Annotated in this window: 18 protein-coding genes; 9 read left to right on the top strand and 9 right to left on the bottom strand. The window is 72.8% G+C overall.

All coding sequences use genetic code 11. The features are described from left to right. Positions 1-17 precede the first annotated feature (17 nt). Positions 18-485 (bottom strand): MarR family winged helix-turn-helix transcriptional regulator, encoded by a 468-nt coding sequence (locus tag OIE75_RS04330; protein WP_307009807.1) that lies wholly within the window; start codon positions 483-485, stop codon positions 18-20. A 162-nt stretch (positions 486-647) separates the two neighbouring features. Here OIE75_RS04330 and OIE75_RS04335 point away from each other — a divergent pair, with 162 nt between their 5' ends. Together OIE75_RS04335 and OIE75_RS04340 are read left to right on the top strand one after the other, a co-directional pair. Then, entirely contained in the window at positions 648-1,583 is a 936-nt protein-coding gene (locus OIE75_RS04335; protein WP_329469613.1) for an NADP-dependent oxidoreductase, read from the top strand. 173 nt (positions 1,584-1,756) lie between these two features. Beyond that, complete coding sequence (locus OIE75_RS04340) at positions 1,757-2,959, top strand: cysteine desulfurase-like protein (protein ID WP_329469615.1); 1,203 nt, start codon at positions 1,757-1,759, stop codon at positions 2,957-2,959. A 22-nt stretch (positions 2,960-2,981) separates the two neighbouring features. Here OIE75_RS04340 and yicI read toward each other — a convergent pair whose 3' ends face one another. Beyond that, positions 2,982-5,252, bottom strand: a complete 2,271-nt coding sequence (yicI, locus tag OIE75_RS04345) for an alpha-xylosidase (protein WP_329469617.1) — start codon at positions 5,250-5,252, stop codon at positions 2,982-2,984. Positions 5,253-5,536: 284 nt separating this feature from the next. Here yicI and OIE75_RS04350 point away from each other — a divergent pair, with 284 nt between their 5' ends. The 4 genes from OIE75_RS04350 (at position 5,537) to OIE75_RS04365 (ending at position 9,761) form a co-directional block, all read left to right on the top strand. After that, entirely contained in the window at positions 5,537-6,751 is a 1,215-nt protein-coding gene (locus OIE75_RS04350) for an ABC transporter substrate-binding protein (protein ID WP_329469620.1), read from the top strand. An 11-nt stretch (positions 6,752-6,762) separates the two neighbouring features. Continuing rightward, complete coding sequence (locus OIE75_RS04355) at positions 6,763-7,662, top strand: carbohydrate ABC transporter permease (protein WP_307009816.1); 900 nt, start codon at positions 6,763-6,765, stop codon at positions 7,660-7,662. 6 nt (positions 7,663-7,668) lie between these two features. Then, positions 7,669-8,496: a carbohydrate ABC transporter permease gene (locus OIE75_RS04360; RefSeq protein ID WP_122620733.1), complete on the top strand. Its 828-nt coding sequence runs from the start codon at positions 7,669-7,671 to the stop codon at positions 8,494-8,496. Between the two features lie 92 nt (positions 8,497-8,588). Further along, the gene (locus OIE75_RS04365) at positions 8,589-9,761 is read left to right on the top strand and encodes an MFS transporter (RefSeq protein WP_329469625.1); all 1,173 of its coding nucleotides are present in this window, start codon (positions 8,589-8,591) and stop codon (positions 9,759-9,761) included. 7 nt (positions 9,762-9,768) lie between these two features. Here the strand turns inward: OIE75_RS04365 and OIE75_RS04370 are convergent, their stop codons facing one another. Further along, positions 9,769-10,161: a MarR family winged helix-turn-helix transcriptional regulator gene (locus tag OIE75_RS04370; RefSeq protein ID WP_122620735.1), complete on the bottom strand. Its 393-nt coding sequence runs from the start codon at positions 10,159-10,161 to the stop codon at positions 9,769-9,771. Positions 10,162-10,236: 75 nt separating this feature from the next. Here OIE75_RS04370 and OIE75_RS04375 point away from each other — a divergent pair, with 75 nt between their 5' ends. Then, positions 10,237-10,521 carry a DUF6332 family protein gene (locus OIE75_RS04375; protein ID WP_329469627.1) on the top strand — a complete coding sequence of 95 codons (285 nt, stop codon included), beginning with the start codon at positions 10,237-10,239 and terminating at the stop codon, positions 10,519-10,521. Here the strand turns inward: OIE75_RS04375 and OIE75_RS04380 are convergent. The 3 genes from OIE75_RS04380 to OIE75_RS04390 all read right to left on the bottom strand — a co-directional run bounded on the left by OIE75_RS04380 (position 10,482) and on the right by OIE75_RS04390 (position 13,867). Further along, the gene (locus OIE75_RS04380) at positions 10,482-11,147 is read right to left on the bottom strand and encodes a response regulator transcription factor (RefSeq protein ID WP_329469628.1); all 666 of its coding nucleotides are present in this window, start codon (positions 11,145-11,147) and stop codon (positions 10,482-10,484) included. The two genes, OIE75_RS04375 and OIE75_RS04380, sit on opposite strands and share 40 nt — an antisense overlap. After that, positions 11,144-12,382, bottom strand: a complete 1,239-nt coding sequence (locus tag OIE75_RS04385; protein ID WP_329469629.1) for a sensor histidine kinase — start codon at positions 12,380-12,382, stop codon at positions 11,144-11,146. The genes OIE75_RS04380 and OIE75_RS04385 overlap by 4 nt, the downstream gene beginning before the upstream one ends. Before the next feature lie 240 nt (positions 12,383-12,622). Beyond that, positions 12,623-13,867 carry a geranylgeranyl reductase family protein gene (locus OIE75_RS04390; RefSeq protein ID WP_161328623.1) on the bottom strand — a complete coding sequence of 415 codons (1,245 nt, stop codon included), beginning with the start codon at positions 13,865-13,867 and terminating at the stop codon, positions 12,623-12,625. Positions 13,868-14,011: 144 nt separating this feature from the next. Between OIE75_RS04390 and OIE75_RS04395 the strand changes: the two genes are divergently transcribed. Next, positions 14,012-15,367 carry a dipeptidase gene (locus tag OIE75_RS04395; protein WP_329469631.1) on the top strand — a complete coding sequence of 452 codons (1,356 nt, stop codon included), beginning with the start codon at positions 14,012-14,014 and terminating at the stop codon, positions 15,365-15,367. Between the two features lie 73 nt (positions 15,368-15,440). Next, on the top strand, positions 15,441-16,145 hold the full coding sequence (locus OIE75_RS04400) for an MBL fold metallo-hydrolase (RefSeq protein ID WP_329469632.1): 705 nt from the start codon (positions 15,441-15,443) through the stop codon (positions 16,143-16,145). A 2-nt stretch (positions 16,146-16,147) separates the two neighbouring features. Here OIE75_RS04400 and OIE75_RS04405 read toward each other — a convergent pair whose 3' ends face one another. The 3 genes from OIE75_RS04405 to OIE75_RS04415 form a co-directional block, all read right to left on the bottom strand. Next, entirely contained in the window at positions 16,148-17,191 is a 1,044-nt protein-coding gene (locus OIE75_RS04405; protein ID WP_329469634.1) for an NUDIX hydrolase, read from the bottom strand. Positions 17,192-17,337: 146 nt separating this feature from the next. Beyond that, a complete protein-coding gene (locus OIE75_RS04410) occupies positions 17,338-17,532 on the bottom strand; it encodes a hypothetical protein (RefSeq protein WP_307009831.1) in 195 nt (64 codons plus the stop codon). A 150-nt stretch (positions 17,533-17,682) separates the two neighbouring features. Continuing rightward, positions 17,683-18,636: an ROK family protein gene (locus OIE75_RS04415; RefSeq protein WP_307009833.1), complete on the bottom strand. Its 954-nt coding sequence runs from the start codon at positions 18,634-18,636 to the stop codon at positions 17,683-17,685. Positions 18,637-18,791: the final 155 nt, after the last annotated feature.

An 18,791-nucleotide genomic window follows, 5' to 3' on the forward strand; every position in this document is an offset into this window, starting at 1 on the left:
CGACGGCGCCCCGCGCCTCAGTCGAGTTCCTCGCGCACGGTCGCGGCGATGCGGGTGAGCGCGGTCCCGAGGTGGCGGCGCTGAGCGGCGGTCAGCGGATCGAACACGAGCCGCTTCACCTGCGCGACGTGTTCCGGCGCGCTCTCGACGAGCTTCTGCCGGCCGGCGTCGGTGAGGGTGGCGAGGGTGTACCGGCCGTCTCCGGGGTCGGGGCGGCGGGCGACCCAGTCCCGGGCTTCGAAGCGGTCCATCACCTTCGACAGCCGGGGCTGGGTGCTGTCGCTGACCCGGGCCAGGTCGCTGAGGCGCATCGTGGCCTCCTTTGCCATGGACAGCTGGGCCAGCACCCCGTACTCGAAGTTGGAGATGCCCGCGTCGCGCTGCAACTGGCGGTCGAGGGCTGCCGGGAGGGCGATGACGACCGTGCGCAGCGCCTGCCACAGGTCCTGCTGGTCGTCGTCGAGCCAGGGTGACTGGGTGTCCATGAGCCTCATCATACTTGCCCGGGCAACCTGAATCACTTGCCTGGGCAAGTCGACATGGGCTAGCTTCTCACTTGCCCAGGCAAGTGAAAATACTTGCCTGGGCAAGCAAAGAAGCCGATGAAGCCCTGTTCGAAGACGTCGGACACACCCTGAGGAAGTGCCATGAAGGCCATACGTTTCCACGAGTTCGGCAGCAGCGACGTCCTGCGCTACGAGGATGTCGACCGTCCGGTCCCCGGCACCGGGCAGGTGCTGGTGCGTGTGGCGGCCACGTCGTTCAACCCCGTCGACGACCACATCCGCGCCGGTGTCCTGGCCGAGATGATTCCGATCGCGCTCCCCTACGTGCCGGGGATCGACCTGGCGGGCACCGTCGCCGAACTCGGCGCCGGCGTCACAGGCCCGGAGGTGGGCGACCGGGTCGTGGCGATGCTGCCCCTCGACTCCGCCGGAGGCGCCGCCGAGTACGTGCTCGCCCCGGCCGCGTCCCTCACCGCGGCCCCCCGGACGACCGAGCTCGCCGACGCGGCCGCGCTGCCGCTGACCGGTCTGGCGGCCTGGCAGACGGTGTTCGAACTCGCCGAGCTGAAACCCGGACAGACCGTCCTGGTCAATGGGGCGGGGGGTGCGGTGGGCAGCCTCGTCGTGCAGCTCGCCGTCGACGCGGGCGCGAAGGTGACCGCGGTGGACGCGCCGACGCACGCCGACCGCCTCCGGGGCTACGGCGCGGACCGCGTCGCCGGCCCCCTCGACCTCGCCGCGGACCCGGCCGCCGTGGGCGGTCCGTTCCAAGTTGTGGTGAACCACGTCCGCGTCTCCCCCGAGGAGCTGGCGCGGCTGACGGAGTACGTCGCCGACGGCGGGGTCGCGGCGAGCACGGCCGGCCCGGTTCCCGAGGATCCCGCCCGGGGCGTGCGGAGCGCGAGCCTGTGGGTCCGGAGCGACGGAGCCCAGCTGGCCGAGCTGGTGGCCAAGGTGGACGCGGGCAAGCTCCGGCTGCACGTCGCCGCGCGCCGCCCGGTGGCCGGGCTGGCCGCCGTGCACGAGGACGCCGGCGCCGGACGGCTGCCCGGCAAGACGGTCGTACTCGTTCCCTGACCGCGCCCGGACGGACCGGCCGCCCGCCGTGCACTCCCCCTTCGGCGGGCGGCCCGGCATCCGGGCCCGCGGTGCGGCTCCCGCGGCCCCGCCCGACCGCCCCGTCTGTTCCGAAGGCGGCCCGGCTGCGATCATGAGGACGGAGTTTCCGCCTTCGGTTGGTTGGAGTGCACATGGCCCTCGACGTCGACGCGATCCGCGCGCAGATACCCGCTCTGAAGTCCGGCTCCGCCCGTTTCGACGCGCCGGGCGGCACCCAGACCCCGCAGCCGGTGATCGACGCCATCGGCGAGGCGCTGGCCAACCCGCTGGCCAACCGGGGCCGGACGACCGAGGGCGAGCGCAACGCGGACGGCATCGTCGCGGACACCCGCAGCGCGCTCGGCGACCTGCTGGGCACCGAGCCGCGGGGGGTCGTCCTCGGCCGCAGCGCCACCCAGCTCGCCTACGACCTGTCCCGGACGCTCGCGAAGGCCTGGGGGCCCGGGGACGAGGTGGTCGTCACCCGCCTCGACCACGACTCCAACATCCGGCCCTGGATCCAGGCGGCCGAGGCGGTGGGCGCGAGCGTGCGGTGGGCGGACTTCGACCCGGCCACCGGGGAGCTGCTTCCCGAGCACGTCGAGGCGGTACTGTCCCCACGCACCCGGCTGGTCGCCGTGACGGCCGCCTCCAACCTGATCGGCACCATGCCCGACCTGCCGGCCGTCGCCCGTCTGGCGCACGGAGTCGGCGCGCTGCTGCACGTGGACGCCGTGCACTACGCCTCGCACGCGGTCGTCGACCCGGCGGCGCTCGGCGCGGACACGCTGGTCTGCTCGCCGTACAAGTTCCTCGGTCCGCACCTGGGCGTGCTGGCGGCGCGGCCCGAGTTCCTGGAGACACTGCGCCCGGACAAGCTGCTGCCCTCCAGCGACGCCGTCCCCGAGCGGTTCGAGCTGGGCACGCTGCCCTACGAACTGCTGGCCGGTACCCGTGCCGCGGTGGACTTCCTCGCCGGTCTGGAACCGGACGCGCACGGCGGCCGCAGGGAGCGGCTCGTCGCCTCCTTCGCCGCCCTGGAGACGCACGAGGACGCGTTGCGCCGGCGGATCGAGGCAGGGCTGGCGGACCTCGGCGGGATCACCGTCCACTCCCGTGCCGCGCGGCGCACGCCCACCCTGCTGTTCACCGTGGCGGGTCTGAGCCCGGCCGAGGTGTACCGGCGGCTCGCCGAGCGCGGGGTCGACGCGCCCGCCGGCACCTTCTACGCGCTGGAGGCCTCGCGCCACCTGGGCCTGGGCGACGAGGGTGCGGTCCGCGTCGGCCTCGCGCCCTACACCAGCGCCGACGACGTGGACCGCCTCCTGACGGCCCTCGCCGCTCTCACCACCTGACCGGAAGTCCCGGCGTCCGGGCTCACCCCAGCGGCACCGTCACCTCACCCGCGCCGCGCGCGCTCCCGCCGCCCGCGACCCGCACGGTGAACGGCCGGTCGGTGCCGGTGGCGGTGACCCGCAGGACGTCGCCGTCGCGGCGCACTTGGAAGGTGGCGGCCGGGGTGCCCAGCAGGTCGGGCACGGTGACCTCGGTCGCGTAGTCCGCGCCGGCGGGCGGGTGGACCAGCAGCGTCGGGTCGTCCAGCCAGTCGCCGTCGGGGCGCCGGTCGTCGGAGGCCAGCGGCAGGACCGCGCCCTCGCGGACGTACAGCGGCAGGCTGTCGAAGGCGTGCCGTTCGGCGCGCCAGGCCGGGCCGGTGACGCGCTCGCCGGTCAGGAGGTGGGTCCAGGTGCCCTCGGGGAGGTAGACCTCCACCTCCCCGTCCTCGGTGAACACCGGGGCGACCAGGAGGTCCGGGCCGAGCATGTACTGGCGGTCCAGCGGGCGGCAGCCGGGATCGTGCGGGAACTCCAGGAGCATCGGACGCATCATCGGCACGCCGGTGCGGTGGGCCTCGGCGGCGACGCCGTACAGGTAGGGCATCAGGCGGTGCTTGAGGAGGGTGAACCGGCGGGCGACGTCGACCGCCTCCTCGCCGAACTCCCAGGGCACCCGGTAGGACGAGGAGCCGTGCAGCCTGCTGTGCGAGGAGAGCAGGCCGAAGGCCAGCCAGCGGGTGAAGACCGCGGCGTCGGGCGTGCCCTCGAAGCCCCCGATGTCGTGGCTCCAGAAGCCGAAGCCGCTCAGGGAGAGCGACAGTCCGCCTCGCAGCGACTCGGCCATCGCCTCGAAGGACGACCAGCAGTCGCCGCCCCAGTGGACGGGGTACTGCTGCCCGCCCGCGGTCGCCGAGCGGGCGAAGAGGACCGCCTCGCCCTGGCCGCGCTCCTTCTCCAGGAGTTCGAAGACGGTGCGGTTGAAGAGGTGGGTGTAGTAGTTGTGCATGCGCTCCGGGTCGGAGCCGTCGTGCCAGACGACGTCGATGGGGACGCGCTCGCCGAAGTCGGTCTTGAAGGAGTCCACACCCTGGTCGAGCAGGGGCTTGAGCTTCCCGGCGAACCAGTCGCGGGCGGCGGGGTCGGTGAAGTCGACCAGGCCCATCCCGGCCTGCCACAGGTCCCACTGCCAGACGTCGCCGTCCGGCCTGCGGACCAGGTACCCGAGGGCGGCGGCCTCGTCGAAGAGCGGGGACTTCTGGGCGATGTAGGGGTTGATCCAGACGCTGACCTTCAGTCCCTTCGCCTTGAGCCGGGCGAGCATGCCCTCCGGGTCGGGGAAGACGTCCGGGTCCCACTGGAAGTCGCACCACTGGTACTCGCGCATCCAGAAGCAGTCGAAGTGGAAGACGGTCAGCGGGATGCCGCGTTCGGCCATGCCGTCCACGAAGGACGTCACGGTCCGCTCGTCGTACGACGTGGTGAAGGACGTGGTGAGCCAGAGACCGAAGGACCAGGCCGGGGGGAGAGCGGGGCGGCCGGTGAGGGCGGTGTAGCGGCTGAGGACGTCCTTGGGGGTGGGCCCGGCGACGACGTAGTACTCCAGCGTCTGGTCCTCGACGCTGAACTGCACCTGGCCCACGGACTCGGAGCCGACCTCGAAGGAGACCGCGCCGGGGTGGTTGACGAAGACGCCGTAGCCGCGTGAGGAGAGGTAGAAGGGGATGTTCTTGTAGGCCTGCTCACTGCTGGTGCCGCCGTCGGCCTGCCACATGTCGACGACCTGGCCGTTCTTGACGAACGGGGTGAAGCGCTCGCCCAGGCCGTAGACCTGCTCGCCGACGCCGAGCGAGAGCCGGCTCAGCATGTGGTGGGCGCCGTCGCCGGTGGTGGCGAAGGCGGTGCCCTTGGCGTTCGCCCGGGTCAGCTCGCGTCCGTCCGCGTCGTGGAAGGTCAGGCCCCAGGGACCGGCGCGGTCCAGCCGGAGGGTGAGCGGGCCGCTGGTCAGCTCGGTGACGGTGCCGTCCTGGCGCACCGCGCCGGCGCCGTCGGCCGGGTCCGCGAGGGCGAAGTCGGGGCCGGGGCCGCGTTTTCCGGCGTGATGGGTGACGCGGACGCCGATGACCCCCTCGGCGGGCGAGAAGCATTCGACCGTGAGCAGCGGCGCGTTGAGCGTGTCCCCCCTCCGCGCCACCTTCTTCACGGCGGCATAGGCAGTGAAGCGCTTCGATTCCGGGCGTACATCGCGTACCTCGGTGGCGTACGAGAGATGCACACCCTCACGGATGAGCCAGAAGCCGTCGGTGAACTTCATGATCTTCCTCGGGTGGGGCGGGAGCTGTCGGATGGGGAGCGCAGAAGCCGTCGCACAGCAGGTTGATCGTACACAGGCCCCCTCCCGGTTCCGAGGTGTTCACGCCAACTCCACCGCCTTGAACTGGAGGGATCACCGAAAACAACACCATCGTCACCGCACGGAGTGAAGAGGTCGGGGTTGCTTCGGTCTAGCGCGGGAGCGGGTCCTTGACGTATTAGTCATCCCATCAAACAAAACGGTCCGGCGGGGCAGCCGGACGGGACGACAGCAAGGGCCGCACCATGTCGAAGCGCTTCACCTCGCTCGCCACCGCTTCCGTGCTGGTCGCCGGGGCGGCGCTGGCCGGCTGCGGACAGCAGCGCGACGCCGACGTGTACACCGTGATGAATTCCTCGACCGACGAGTCCTACCACCGCTGGGACGCCGAGGCGATGGCCCGCTGCGGGGAACGGCTGGGGGTCACCATCGAGCAGCAGAGCGTTCCGGCGGCGCAGGTGATGACGAAGGCGCTGCGCATGGCGTCGTCCAAGTCGCTGCCGGACATCGTGCAGTTCGACGCGTCCGAGATGCCGACGTTCGCGGAGGCGGGCGGCCTGGTCGACCTCGGGACCCTCGGGCTGAGCACCGAGGGCATACCCGAGGGCATCGCCGAGTTCGGCTCCTACAGGGGGACGTACTACGGCGCGGCCCGGTCCGTGAACACGCTCGCCCTGTTCTACAACAAGGACGTCCTCGACGAGGCGGGCGTGCGAGTGCCCACCACCTGGGCCCAGTTGCGGGAGACCGCGAAACAGCTCACCCGGGGCGGGCGGTACGGACTGGCGCTCAGCGCGGGCGGCGCGGAGGACGGCGTCTTCCAGTTCATGCCGTTCATGTGGTCCAACGGCGGCGACGAGACCGATCTGGACGGTCCGAAGGTGGTCGAGGCCCTCGACTACTGGAAGGGCCTGTTGACGGACGGTTCGCTCTCGAAGTCGACGGTCAACTGGACACAGGCGGACGTCAACGACCAGTTCATGGCCGGCAACGCGGCGATGATGATCAACGGGCCGTGGCAGGTGGAGACCCTCAACAGCGACGAGTCGCTGCACTGGGGCCTCGCGCCGATCCCGGTCCCCCGAGCCGGCGACGACTCGGTGGGCCCCCTCGGCGGCGCCGTGCTCACCGTGCCCAACACCGGTGACGAGGCCCGGGAGAGGACGGCCGGGAGGATCGTGGCCTGTCTGTCGAGCGAGAAGGAGCAGCTCACCTACGCGCTCAACAGCTGGATGGTCCCGGCCAACGCCCGGGCCGCCGCCGCCTGGCGCGAACGGGTGCCCGAACTGGACTCCCTCGCCGACCAGGTGGCCGTCGCCCGGTCCCGGACGGCGCAGCTCGGCGCCGGCTGGTCGAGCGTGTCGCTCGCCCTGCAGAGCGCCTTCCAGTCCGCCCTGACCGGCCAGTCCAGTGAGTCCGCCCTGAAGCGCGCCCAGCAGCGGGCCACGAGCGGGAACTGAGGTACACCCCCATGACCACGCCCACCGTCACCGCCCGGACCCGGCGCCGGCTGGCCCAGTGGGGGTTCGTCGCCCCCGCCGTCGTCTTCATGCTGCTGTTCTTCGGCTATCCGCTGGTCCGCAACGTCGTGATGAGCTTCCAGCACTACACGCCGAAGACCTTCTTCACCGGTGAGGCGCCCTTCAACGGGGCCGACAACTGGTCCAACGTCTTCCATGACGCGCTGTTCGGCAAGGCCCTGTGGCACACGCTGGTGTTCACCGCCGGGTCGCTGCTCGGGCAGTTCTGCATCGGGCTGGCGCTCGCGGTCTTCTTCAGCCGCCGCTTCCCGCTGAACGGCGTACTGCGTTCGCTGATCCTGCTGCCCTGGCTGGTGCCCATGGTGGTCTCCGGCATCGTGTGGCGGCGCATCCTCGACCAGGACACCGGCGTGCTGAACTCGTTCCTCGACACCCTCGGAGCCGGCGGGCACACCCCGTGGCTGACCAGTCCGGACCTTGCCCTGCTGTCGGTCGTCCTGGTCAACGTCTGGATCGGCATCCCGTTCAACATGGTCATCCTGTACGGCGGCCTCCAGGAGATCCCGAAGGAGCTGCACGAGGCGGCCGCCCTGGACGGCGCGTCGGCGTGGCGGACCTTCCGCTCCGTCACGCTGCCGGTGCTCAGGCCGGTCGTCACGGTCGTGCTGGTGCTGGGGTTCATGTCGACGGTGAAGATCCTCGACCTGATCCTCGCCCTGACCGACGGCGGCCCGGCCGACGCCACGCAGACGCTCGGCACGCTGACGTACCAGAACTCCTTCGTCCAGCTGGACTTCGGCGCGGGCGCCGTGGTCGGCAACGTACTCATCCTGATCTCCGCCGTGTTCGCGGTGTTCTATCTGCGGGCCAACCGCACCGAGGGGAAGTGACCGGCGATGGCCACCCACACACCCACCGCGTCCCGGCGCCGCTGGGGCTCCACCGTCGCTGGTGTGCTCGTCCTCGGCGTGATGCTCTTCCCGCTGTACTGGATGCTCAACACCGCGCTCCAGCCCGAGTCGGGGCTGCTCCAGGTCGACCCGGTGCCGGGCGGCCTCGACCTGTCCGGCTTCTCCCAGGCGATCGGCGACCAGGGCGGGCACCTGCTGACCTCCCTGGCCGTCTCGCTCGGCGCGGTCGCCCTCTGCCTGGCGATCTCGGCTCCGGCGGCGTACGGGCTCGCGCGGTTCGGGCTGCGCGGCTCGCGCACCATCGTGTTCGGCACCCTGATCACCCAGATGGTGCCGGGCATCGTCATCGCCAACGCGCTCTACAACTCCTACGTCGACCTGGGCCTGGTCAACTCCTACTTCGGCCTGATGCTCGCGGACGCCTCGCTGGGCATCCCGTTCTCCATCGTGCTGATGCGCTCCTTCATGGTGTCGATCCCGGGCGAGGTGATCGAGGCCGCGCAGATCGACGGGGCCGGGCCGGTGCGGACGTTCGCGCGGGTGGTGCTGCCGATGAGCCGCAACTCGCTGATCACGTCGGGGCTGTTCGCGTTCCTGTTCGCGTGGAGCGACTTCATGTTCGCGCTGACCCTGAACACGACCGACGAGGTCAAGCCCGTCACCCTGGGCATCTACCAGTACATCGGCGCGCACGTCGGCGACTGGGGTTCGGTCATGGCCGCCTCCGTGCTCTCCGCGGTACCGGCGGCGATCCTGCTCGTCCTCGCCCAGAAGTACATCGCCGCCGGGATCACCGGCGGCTCCGTCAAATGACGCGGGCGGTGAGCCGTGCCTTGCCGCCATCCCCGTTCGGCACCTAGCCTGACTTTGTGCCGCTAATAAACAAAACCCGATCGCACAGTGCCGTGCCGGGTCCCCGCGACGATCTCACCCGCCTGCGCATCGCCCTGACCGCCTTCTTCGCGCTCGACGGCTTCGTCTTCGCCGGCTGGGTGGTGCGGATCCCCGCCATCAAGGAGCAGACCGGTGCCTCCGCCAGCACCCTGGGGCTGGCCCTGCTCGGTGTCTCGGCCGGTGCCGTCGTCACCATGACGCTCACCGGCAGGCTGGTCCGCCGCTACGGCAGCCATCCCGTCACCGTCGCCTGCGCGGTCCTGCTCTGCCTGAGCATCGCCCTGCCCCCGCTCACCCACTCGGCGCTCGCCCTGGGCGCCGTACTCCTGGTCTTCGGCAGCGCGTACGGCGGGATCAACGTCGCCTTCAACAGCGCCGCCGTCGATCTGGTGGCCGTGCTGCGGCGGCCGATCATGCCGAGCTTCCACGCGGCGTTCAGCCTCGGCGGCATGGTCGGCGCCGGACTAGGCGGGCTGGTCGCCGGGTCGCTGTCCCCGACGCGGCACCTGCTCGGCCTCACGATGCTCGGACTGCTCGTCACCCTCGTCGCGGGCCGCGCCCTGCTGCGGTGCGAACCCGCCGCGCCGCCCGACCGCCCGGCCGAGGACGACGGCTCCCCGCGCCGCCTCGACCGCCGGACCCGCCGTCTGGTCGTCACCTTCGGCCTGATCGCCCTGTGCACGGCGTACGGCGAGGGCGCCATGGCCGACTGGGGCGCCCTGCACCTGGAGCAGGACCTGGACGCCTCCCCAGGTCTGGCCGCGGCCGGCTACTCCTGCTTCGCCCTCGCCATGACCGTCGGCCGGCTGACCGGCACGACCCTGCTGGAGCGGCTGGGCCGGACCACCACGGTGGTGGCGGGCGGCACCACCGCGGTGGCCGGGATGCTGCTCGGCTCGCTCGCCCCGTCGGTGTGGGCGGCCCTGTTCGGTTTCGCGATCACCGGGCTCGGACTCGCCAACATCTTCCCGGTCGCCGTCGAACGGGCCGGCGCCCTGGGCGGACCGAGCGGTGTGGCGACCGCGTCGACGCTGGGATACGGCGGCATGCTTCTCGGGCCGCCCGCGATCGGCTTCATGGCGGACTGGTTCTCCCTGCCGGCCGCGCTCACCAGCGTGGCGGCGCTCGCGGCGGTCGCGGTGCTCGTCGCCGTGGCGACCCGGCGCGCGGCGGTGGAGGGCTAGGGGACGGTCAGCGCACCAGCATCCGGTTCAGCACGGCCCGCTGCACCGGGAGCGCCAGGCCGTGCCGGGCCCGTCCCTCGGCGGTGAGCGCCACCCGGACGCCCCGCCGGTCCTCCGGGCACAGGGAGCGCTCGACGAGGCCGTCCTTCTCCAGGCGGGCGACCAGCCGGGACAGCGCGCTCTGGCTCAGATGGACCCGCTCGGAGATCTGCTGCACCCGGTAGCCGCAGGCGCCGTCGGCGTCCGGTGAGCCCGCGAGGATGTCGAGCACCTCGAAGTCGCTTCCGCAGAGCCCGTGTTGGTGCAGCGCGCGGTCGAGTTCGCACTGGGTCCTGGCGTGCAGTGCCAGCATGCCGCGCCACCGCGCGACGAGCGCCTGTTCGGACCTGTCCCCCGCCATGGGCGCACCGTAGCAGAGCGCACGCGGCCCGAAAGACCGGTCGCCGGGCCAACCCGATCTGCCAGACTTGCCGACATGGAGACATACGGGGGACGGCGTACGCAGGGCGAGCGGGACGCGATGACGGTCGAGATCGGCTACGCGCTGTGCAGCGCGGCGTTCGCGGCGGCCGTGCTGTTCGGGGCCGTGGCGGGACCCGCGTTTCTCTTCGCCCTGCCGGCCGGTGCGCGGGGTGTGCTCGTGGCCGCGGGAGTGGTGCTGGCCGTCGCGGTGTTCCTGGTGCGGGTGGTGAGTGTGCTGGTGCGGTTCGGACGCGGGGGTCAGCCGAGCCAGCCCGGCCGCACCAACCCCGACTCGTAGGCGAGCACGACCAGTTGGGCGCGGTCGCGGGCGCCCAGCTTGACCATGGTGCGGCTGACGTGGGTCTTGGCGGTGAGCGGGCTGACGACCAGTCTGCGGGCGATCTCCTCGTTGGACAGGCCGATGCCGACCAGGGCCATCACCTCCCGTTCGCGCTCGGTCAGCCGGGCCAGCTCCCCTGCCGCCGCGGGCTCCTTGGAGCGGGCGGCGAACTCGGCGATCAGGCGCCGGGTCACCCCCGGCGACAGCAGCGCGTCGCCGTCCACCACCGCGCGCACGGCGCGCAGGAGTTCCTCGGGTTCGGTGTCCTTGACCAGGAAGCCGGAGGCGCCCGAGCGGATGGCCTCGAAGACGTACTCGTCGAGTTCGAAGGTGGTGAGCATGACGACCTTCACCTCCCGCAGGCCGGCGTCCCCGGTGATCCGGCGGGTCGCGGCCAGACCGTCGAGCAGCGGCATGCGGATGTCCATCAGGACGACGTCGGGGCGCAGTTCGCGGATCAGGCGCACCGCCTCCTCGCCGTCGGCGGCCTCGGCGACCACCTCGATGTCCGCCTGGGCGTCCAGCAGGGCACGGAACCCGGCCCGTACCAGTGACTGGTCGTCGGCGAGCAGTACGCGGATCACCGGCCCTCCTCCTTCGTGTGCGCCACGTCGATCGGCAGCGCGGCGAGCACGCGGAAGCCGCCGTCGGAGCGCGGACCCGCCTCGATGGTGCCACCCAGCGCCGCCGCCCGCTCCCGCATCCCGGCCAGCCCGTTGCCGCTGCCGCCCGCGTCGGCGCCCGTCGCCGGTCCGTCGTCGTCGACACGCAGCCGCAGCATGCGGCCGTCCCGGTCGAGGCGCACGCGCGCGTGCCGCGAACCCGAGTGCCGCACCACGTTGGTGAGCGCCTCCTGGACGATGCGGAACGCCGCCAGGCCGGTACCGGGCGACAGTCTCGGCGGCTCCCCCTCGACCTCGACGGTGAGGCCCGCGCTCGCCGCCTGCTCGACCAGTTCGGGCAGCCGGTCGAGGCCGGGGGCCGGTGCGCGCGGCGCGTCTCCGGGGGTGCGCAGGGCGCCGAGGACCTGCCGCACCTCACCGAGCGCCTCCTTGCTCTGGTCCTTGATGGTGGTGAGCGCGGTGCGCGCCTGCTCCGGGTCGGAGTCGAGGAGGGCGAGTCCGACGCCCGCCTGCACATTGATCACGGAGATGCTGTGCGCGAGGACGTCGTGCAGCTCACGAGCGATCCGCAGCCGTTCCTCGTCCGCGCGGCGCTTCGCCGCCTGGGCCCGTTCGGCCCGTTCCCGCGCCCACTGCTCGCGCCGGGTCCGGGCCAGCTCCGACAACGCCACGATCGCCACCACCCAGGTGGCGATCACGATCTCCTCTCCCCAGGAGGCGGCGGAGTCCCCGGACGGCGGCAGCCAGCGGTAGAGCCAGTGCGACACCAGGGCGTGCCCGGCCCACAGCGCGACCATCGCCGTCCACGCGGCCCGGCGGTGCCCGGTGACGACGGCACTGAAGCAGGCCACCGCGACGGCCACGAACACCGGCCCGTACGGGTATCCGGAGCCCAGGTAGAGCAGCGTGGCCGCCGCCGTGCCGAACACCACGGGCACCGGGTGGCGCTGCCGCCACAGCAGGGCGGCCCCGGTGAGGAACAGCAGCACCCGCGCGAAGGGGTCCAGGTCGGCCCGCTCCCCCGCCTGGGCGTGCGCGGCGAAGTTGGAGCCGATCAGCACGAACGCCGTGATCAGCGCGGTGGAACGCCAGGGCCATCGGGGGCGGCGCCCCTCGCCGTCCCGCCGGTCCCACCACGGGGGTCCGTGCCGCCACCACTGCGGTGGCCCGCCGCGGCGCTCGCGCTGTCCGTCCATGCCGCCACGCTAGACGCCGCGTGCCTCCGGCGGCGTCAGCCGGGCGTGGTGATCACGGGTACTCCCGGGGAAGTACGGGGCGGCTCCGCCGGGGGGGGGAGGGCGGCCGTGAGTGGGGGCTTCTGACGGTGGGCGGGTGCGGGTGGCCGGTGGCTGGGCGCGCAGGTCCCCGCGCCCCCGGATGGGTCAGGGCGCCGCCTCTCCAGGAGTGCGAGGGCGACGGTGCACAGGCCGGGCGGGTCAGGAATCGACCCCCTCGTTCGCCGAGGCGTCGGTGGGGCGCCGGTCCATGGCCGTCAGGGCCCGCTGGGCCAGCGGGTGGCCGCGGACCAGTTCGCCCAGGGACGTCGATCCCTGCGTGATGTCCTTGAACGCCTTCCAGGCCGGGCGGAACCCGGTCAGGGCCGCGTGGAAGAGACCGGGGCGTCGCTCGAACACCGTCAGCATCCGCTTGCCGACGCTCATCTCGACGCCGAGGCCGGCCTTGATGGCGAAGGCGTAGTTCAGGGCCTGCCTGCGCGCGTCCACCGCGTCGTGCGCCTCCGAGATCCGCACCGCCCACTCCCCCGCGAGCCGGCCCGACCGCAGCGCGAAGGAGATGCCCTCGCGGGTCCACGGCTCCAGGAGGCCCGCCGCGTCGCCGCAGACCAGGACCCGGCCGCGGGAGAGCGGCGAGTCGTCCGCGCGGCAGCGCGTCAGATGGCCGGAGGAGATGCTCGGCTCGAAGCCGGCGAGCCCGAGCCGGCCGACGAAGTCCTCCAGGTACCGCTTGGTCGCCGCACCCTCGCCCCGCGCCGAGATCACCCCGACGGTGAGCGTGTCGCCCTTGGGGAAGACCCACCCGTAACTGCCGGGCATCGGCCCCCAGTCGATGAGGACGCGGCCCTTCCAGTCCTCGGCGACCGTGTCCGGCACCGGGATCTCCGCCTCCAGGCCGAGATCGACCTGGTCCAGCTTCACCCCGACGTGCGCGCCTATCCGGCTGGCGCTGCCGTCCGCGCCGACGACCGCGCGTGCCAGCACCGTCTCCCCGCCCTGGAGGACGACGGCGACGGTGCGCCGGTCCGGGACCGCCGACCCGTGCTGCTCCACCCGGGCCACCGTCGCCCCGGTGCGCACCTCGGCGCCCGCCTTCTGCGCGTGCTCGACGAGCTGCTGGTCGAACTCGGGCCGGTTGATCAGCCCGAAGAGCATCTGCCGGGAGCGCCGGGTCCGGGTGAAGCGTCCGTTGTTCGAGAACGTCACCGCGTGCACCCGGTCCCGGAAGGGCAGCTCGAAGCCGGGCGGAAGGGTGTCCCGCGAGGGACCGATGATGCCGCCGCCGCACGTCTTGTAGCGGGGCAGCTCCGCCTTCTCCAGCACCAGCACGCGGCGCCCCGCGACCGCCGCCGCGTAGGCGGCCGAGGCCCCTGCCGGTCCCGCGCCCACCACGACGACGTCCCAGACCTGACGCGCGTCGTCCGCCGAAGAGTTCTCGCTGCTCACGATGGTCTACTGCTCCGATCAAACCGCATGCCGCACCTGACCCCCGCATCCTACGGCGGCCATCGCCGCAGGCCACTGTGGGAGGATCGGCCCATCAATCCAAGTACTCCTTGGTACAACGTCGCACCCACAAGGAGCGTGCCCATGTCGTCGAATCCGGTCGCCGAGACCGTCTCCTCGCTGCTGCCCCGCGCGAAGGAGGAACTCGCCGCGCTGGTGGCCTTCAAATCGGTGGCGGACTTCGACCAGTTCCCGCGCAGCGAGAGCGTCGGCGCCGCCAACTGGATAGCGTCCGCCCTGCGCGCCGAGGGGTTCCAGGACGTGGACCTCCTCAACACACCGGACGGCACACAGTCGGTGTACGGGTACCTGCCCGGGCCCGAGGGCGCGAAGACGGTGCTGCTCTACGCGCACTACGACGTGCAGCCGCCGCTGGACGAGGCCGGCTGGGTCACGCCGCCGTTCGAGCTGACCGAGCGGAACGGCCGCTGGTACGGGCGCGGCGCGGCCGACTGCAAGGGCGGTGTGCTGATGCACCTGCTGGCGCTGCGCGCGCTCAAGGCGAACGGCGGCGTGCCCGTGCACGTCAAGGTGATCGCCGAGGGTTCCGAGGAGCAGGGCACGGGCGGTCTGGAGCGGTACGCCGAGGCGCACCCGGAGCTGCTGGCCGCGGACACCATCGTCATCGGCGACGCGGGCAACTTCCGGGTCGGCCTGCCGACGGTCACCTCGACGCTGCGCGGCATGACCCTGGTGCGCGTGCGCGTGGACACCCTGGAAGGCAACCTGCACTCCGGCCAGTTCGGCGGTGCGGCGCCCGACGCGCTGGCCGCCCTGATCCGCGTACTCGACTCGCTGCGCGCCGAGGACGGCTCCACGACCGTCGACGGGCTGGCGGCGGACAACGCGTGGGAGGGCCTGGCGTACGACGAGGAGCAGTTCCGCCGGGACGCCCGGGTGCTGGAGGGCGTGGAGCTGATCGGCTCCGGTTCGGTCGCGGACCGGATCTGGGCCCGGCCGGCCGTCACCGTGCTCGGCATCGACTGCCCGCCGGTCGTCGGCGCCACCCCGTCGGTGCAGGCCGGCGCCCGCGCGCTGGTGAGCCTCAGGGTGCCGCCGGGCGTGGACGCCGCCGAGGCCACCAAGCTGCTCCAGGCGCACCTGGAGGCGCGGACGCCGTGGGGCGCCCGGGTCGGCGTCGAACAGATCGGCCAGGGCCAGGCGTTCCGCGCCGACACCTCCAGCCCGGCGTACCAGGCCATGGCGGACGCGATGGCGGTGGCGTACCCGGGCGAGGAGATGCAGTACGCCGGTCAGGGTGGCTCCATCCCGCTGTGCAACACCCTGGCGGCGCTGTACCCGGAGGCCGAGATCCTGCTGATCGGCCTGAGCGAGCCGGAGGCGCAGATCCACGCGGTGAACGAGAGCGTGTCCCCGCAGGAGCTGGAGCGGCTGTCGGTCGCCGAGGCGCTTTTCCTGCGCAACTACGCGGCGAGCTGAGCCCGGGCGGCTCGGGTTCTGCCGTCGGCAGAGGGGCCTCGCCACCGCGCGGGGCCCTGCCTACGGTCGTCCCATGGACGTCATCGAGCTCCTGCCGCGTCTGCGCCTGCTGCGCTTCCCGGTCGGCCAGGCCTACCTCTGGCGCGACGGCGACGACCTGACCCTGGTCGACGCGGGGCCGGCCGGGGCCGGTGCGGGCATCGTCGCGTGGGCCGGCTCCTTCGGGCGTGTACGGCGTGTCGTCCTCACCCACTTCCACGAGGACCACGTGGGCGGGGCGCAGGAGGTCGCCGCGCTCACCGGGGCCGAGGTGGTGACACACACCCTGGAGGCGCCCGTCGTGCGCGGTGAGGTGCCGGGTCCACCGCCCGTGTACGAGGACTGGGAGCGTCCGCTGCACGAGAACGCGCTGCGGCTGCTCCCGGCGGGCGGCTTCGACCGGCCGACGCGGGTGACCGCGGTGTCCGACGGCGACGTTCTGGACTTCGGCGGCGGGGCGCGGGTCGTGCACGCTCCCGGCCACACGGACGGAAGCATCGGGCTGCACCTCCCTCGGCACGGTGTGCTGTTCACGGGGGACGCCGCTGCCGCGTCGCCGGACGACGGCAGGGTGATCCTCGGCGTGTTCAACACCGACCGGGACCGGGCCGTCGCCTCCTTCGGGCGTCTGGCGGCCCTCGACTCGGAGCTGGCCTGCTTCGGTCACGGGGATCCGGTGACCGTCCGGGCCGGTCGGACGCTGCGGGAGTCGGCACGGAGCCACGGGGCGGCTCTCTGACGTCAGCCGACGGGGATGCCCGCCTCCAGGTAGAGGGCGGCTCCGCGTTCCCGGGCCCGCAGGGCCCAGCGCAGCCGCTCGTAGCGGACCGGGGGCAGCAGGCCCGCCGCCTCGTCCTCGGTGACGAAGCGCCAGTCGCGCAGTTCCTGGCCGGGGAGCAGCACCCGGCCGGCGTCGGCGGAGTCGAGCCGGCCGCCGTCGAAGAGGAGCCGCAGACCGCCGTAGGCGGGGGGTGCGGGCCGTTCCCAGTCGACGACCAGCAGGGCGGGCACGTCGGCGAGGCGGATGCCGGTCTCCTCGTGGACCTCGCGCATGCCCGCGCGGGCGGGCGCCTCGCCGGGTTCGACGACCCCGCCGGGGAACTCCCAGCCCGGCTTGTAGGTGGGGTCGACCAGCAGGACCCGGTCCCGCTCGTCGAAGAGCAGGACACCGGCGGCGACTGTCTCACCCGTGGGCTCCGGAGTCTGCACGATCTCGCAGGCGGGGGCGGCGCCGCTGCCGACGGCCTCGGCGACCCGGGCGGCGGCCTCGTACGGGGTGAGGGCGCCGGTGTCGACCGGGTGGGCGTCGGCCGTGAGCCAGGAGGCGAGGGCGGACCGGTAGGGCTCGATGTTGTCGTACGACCACTGCCGCACGCGTATCTCGCCGTCGGGCGGGCCCTCCGGTATCCCGCGGCGCGCTATCCGCTCCCGCAGGATCGTTTCGGCCGGGGCCAGCAGGACGTGCCTGACCTCGATCCGGCGGGCGGCGAGGCCGCCGAAGATCTCGTCCCGGTACTCCTGGCGGAGCAGGGTCATCGGGACCACGAGGGTCCCGCCGAGCTCGGCGAGCATCGCGGCCGCCGTGTCGATCACCAGGCGGCGCCAGATCGGCAGGTCCTGGAAGTCGCCCACCTCGGCCAGGCGTTTGGGCGGCAGCAGGTGTGCCAGTGCTCCGCCGATGATCTCGGGGTCGAAGAGCGTGCTGTTCGGGATCAGTTCGATCAGTTCCCGTGCGGTGGTGGTCTTCCCCGCACCGAACGCGCCGTTGATCCAGACGACGGTCACAGGTCCCCCTCTTCTGTTGGCCCCCTGTGGCTTGCCCGCTCCACCCTGCCACGGAAACCAGGCCCAGTTGAGGACGTACGACAGCGGCGCCGGCGCCCCCGGGGAGAGGGGCGCCGGCGCCGTGGATGCGGATGGCGCGGCGGGCGTCAGCCCAGCTGTCCCGGGGCATCGTCGTCCAGGGTCAGGCTCTCGGTGGCCACCGTGTCCTGGGCGGTGCTGACGGTGTCCTCCGCGCCGAGGCCTAGCGGGAGGTCGCTCGGCTCGGGGTGGGACGGAGTGACGGCCGCGACGACGAAGCCGGTGGCGAGGGACGCGAGGGCGAGCATGCTGCGCTTCTTCATGCCCCGTTCAACTGCGGGGCGACGCCATGGTCACGGGTACGCCCCGGGAAGCGCCGACCCGGCCTGCCCCTGCCGTCGTCGGCCAGGGGCGACCGGCCGCTCCTCCGTCGCCCGCCCGGGGCCACGCGGTCGCCCCGGTGCGCCGGCGGCTCAGACGTGCGCCGCCGTCACCCCGGTCACCCTGGTCAGCGCCGCCGACGCCGCCCCCACGAGGCCCGCGTCCGTGCCCATCTGGGCGGGGACGACCACCAGGCGCTGGACGAAGGAGAGGGTCGCGTAGTCGGTCAGGGCCTTGCGCAGGGGGGTGAAGAGGACGTCGCCCGCCTTGCCCACGCCGCCGCCCACCACGGCGATGTCGATCTCGACCAGGGTCGCGGTGGCGGCGATACCGGCGGCCAGTGCCTGCGCGGCGCGCTCGAAGGAGGCGACCGCGACGGGGTCGCCCAGGCGGGCGGCGGCGGCGACCGCGGCGGCGGAGGTGTCACCGTCCGGGCCGGGCCGCCAGCCGCCGTCCAGGGCGCGCCGGGCGATGTTGGGGCCGCTCGCTATGCGCTCGACGCAGCCGCGGGCGCCGCACGGGCAGGGGTCCCCGTCCAGGTCCACGCTGATGTGACCGATGTGGCCGGAGTTGCCCGTCGGGCCGGGGTGCAGCCGGCCACCCAGCACGAGTCCGCCGCCGACACCCGTCGAGACCACCATGCACAGCGCGTTGTCGTGCCCGCGCGCGGCGCCCTGCCAGTGTTCGGCCGCCGTGATGGCCACCCCGTCGCCGATCAGCTCGACGGGCAGGTCGCCGACGGCGTCCCGGACCCGTCGGACCAGCGGGTAGTCGCGCCAGCCGGGCACGTTCACCGGACTGACGGTACCGGCGGAGGCGTCCACCGGGCCCGCGCTGCCGATCCCGACGGCCGTGACCCGCCCCCACAGCGCCGACACCGTCAGCTCCGCGAGCACGGCCTCGACGGCCCCCATCACGGTGTCGCCGTCCTCCCGGGCAGGCGTCGCACGCTGGGCGCGCGCGTGGATGCGGCCGTCGCCGTCCACCAGCGCGCCGGCGATCTTGGTGCCGCCGATGTCCAGCGCTGCCACGAGGTCGGTGTGCATCAGAGTCGGATCTCCCCGTCGGACCGAAAACGAAAAAAGAAAACGAAAAAGGCGAACACAAGTGCGCACCGTGGACCGGCCCCAGGTGGGGACGAGGACCGGAGAGTGCGATGGACAGTGTCTCCCGCATCTGACAACGTTGTCCAGGCTCTATG

The organism is Streptomyces sp. NBC_01723, from assembly GCF_036246005.1.
Classification (GTDB): Bacteria; Actinomycetota; Actinomycetes; order Streptomycetales; family Streptomycetaceae; genus Streptomyces.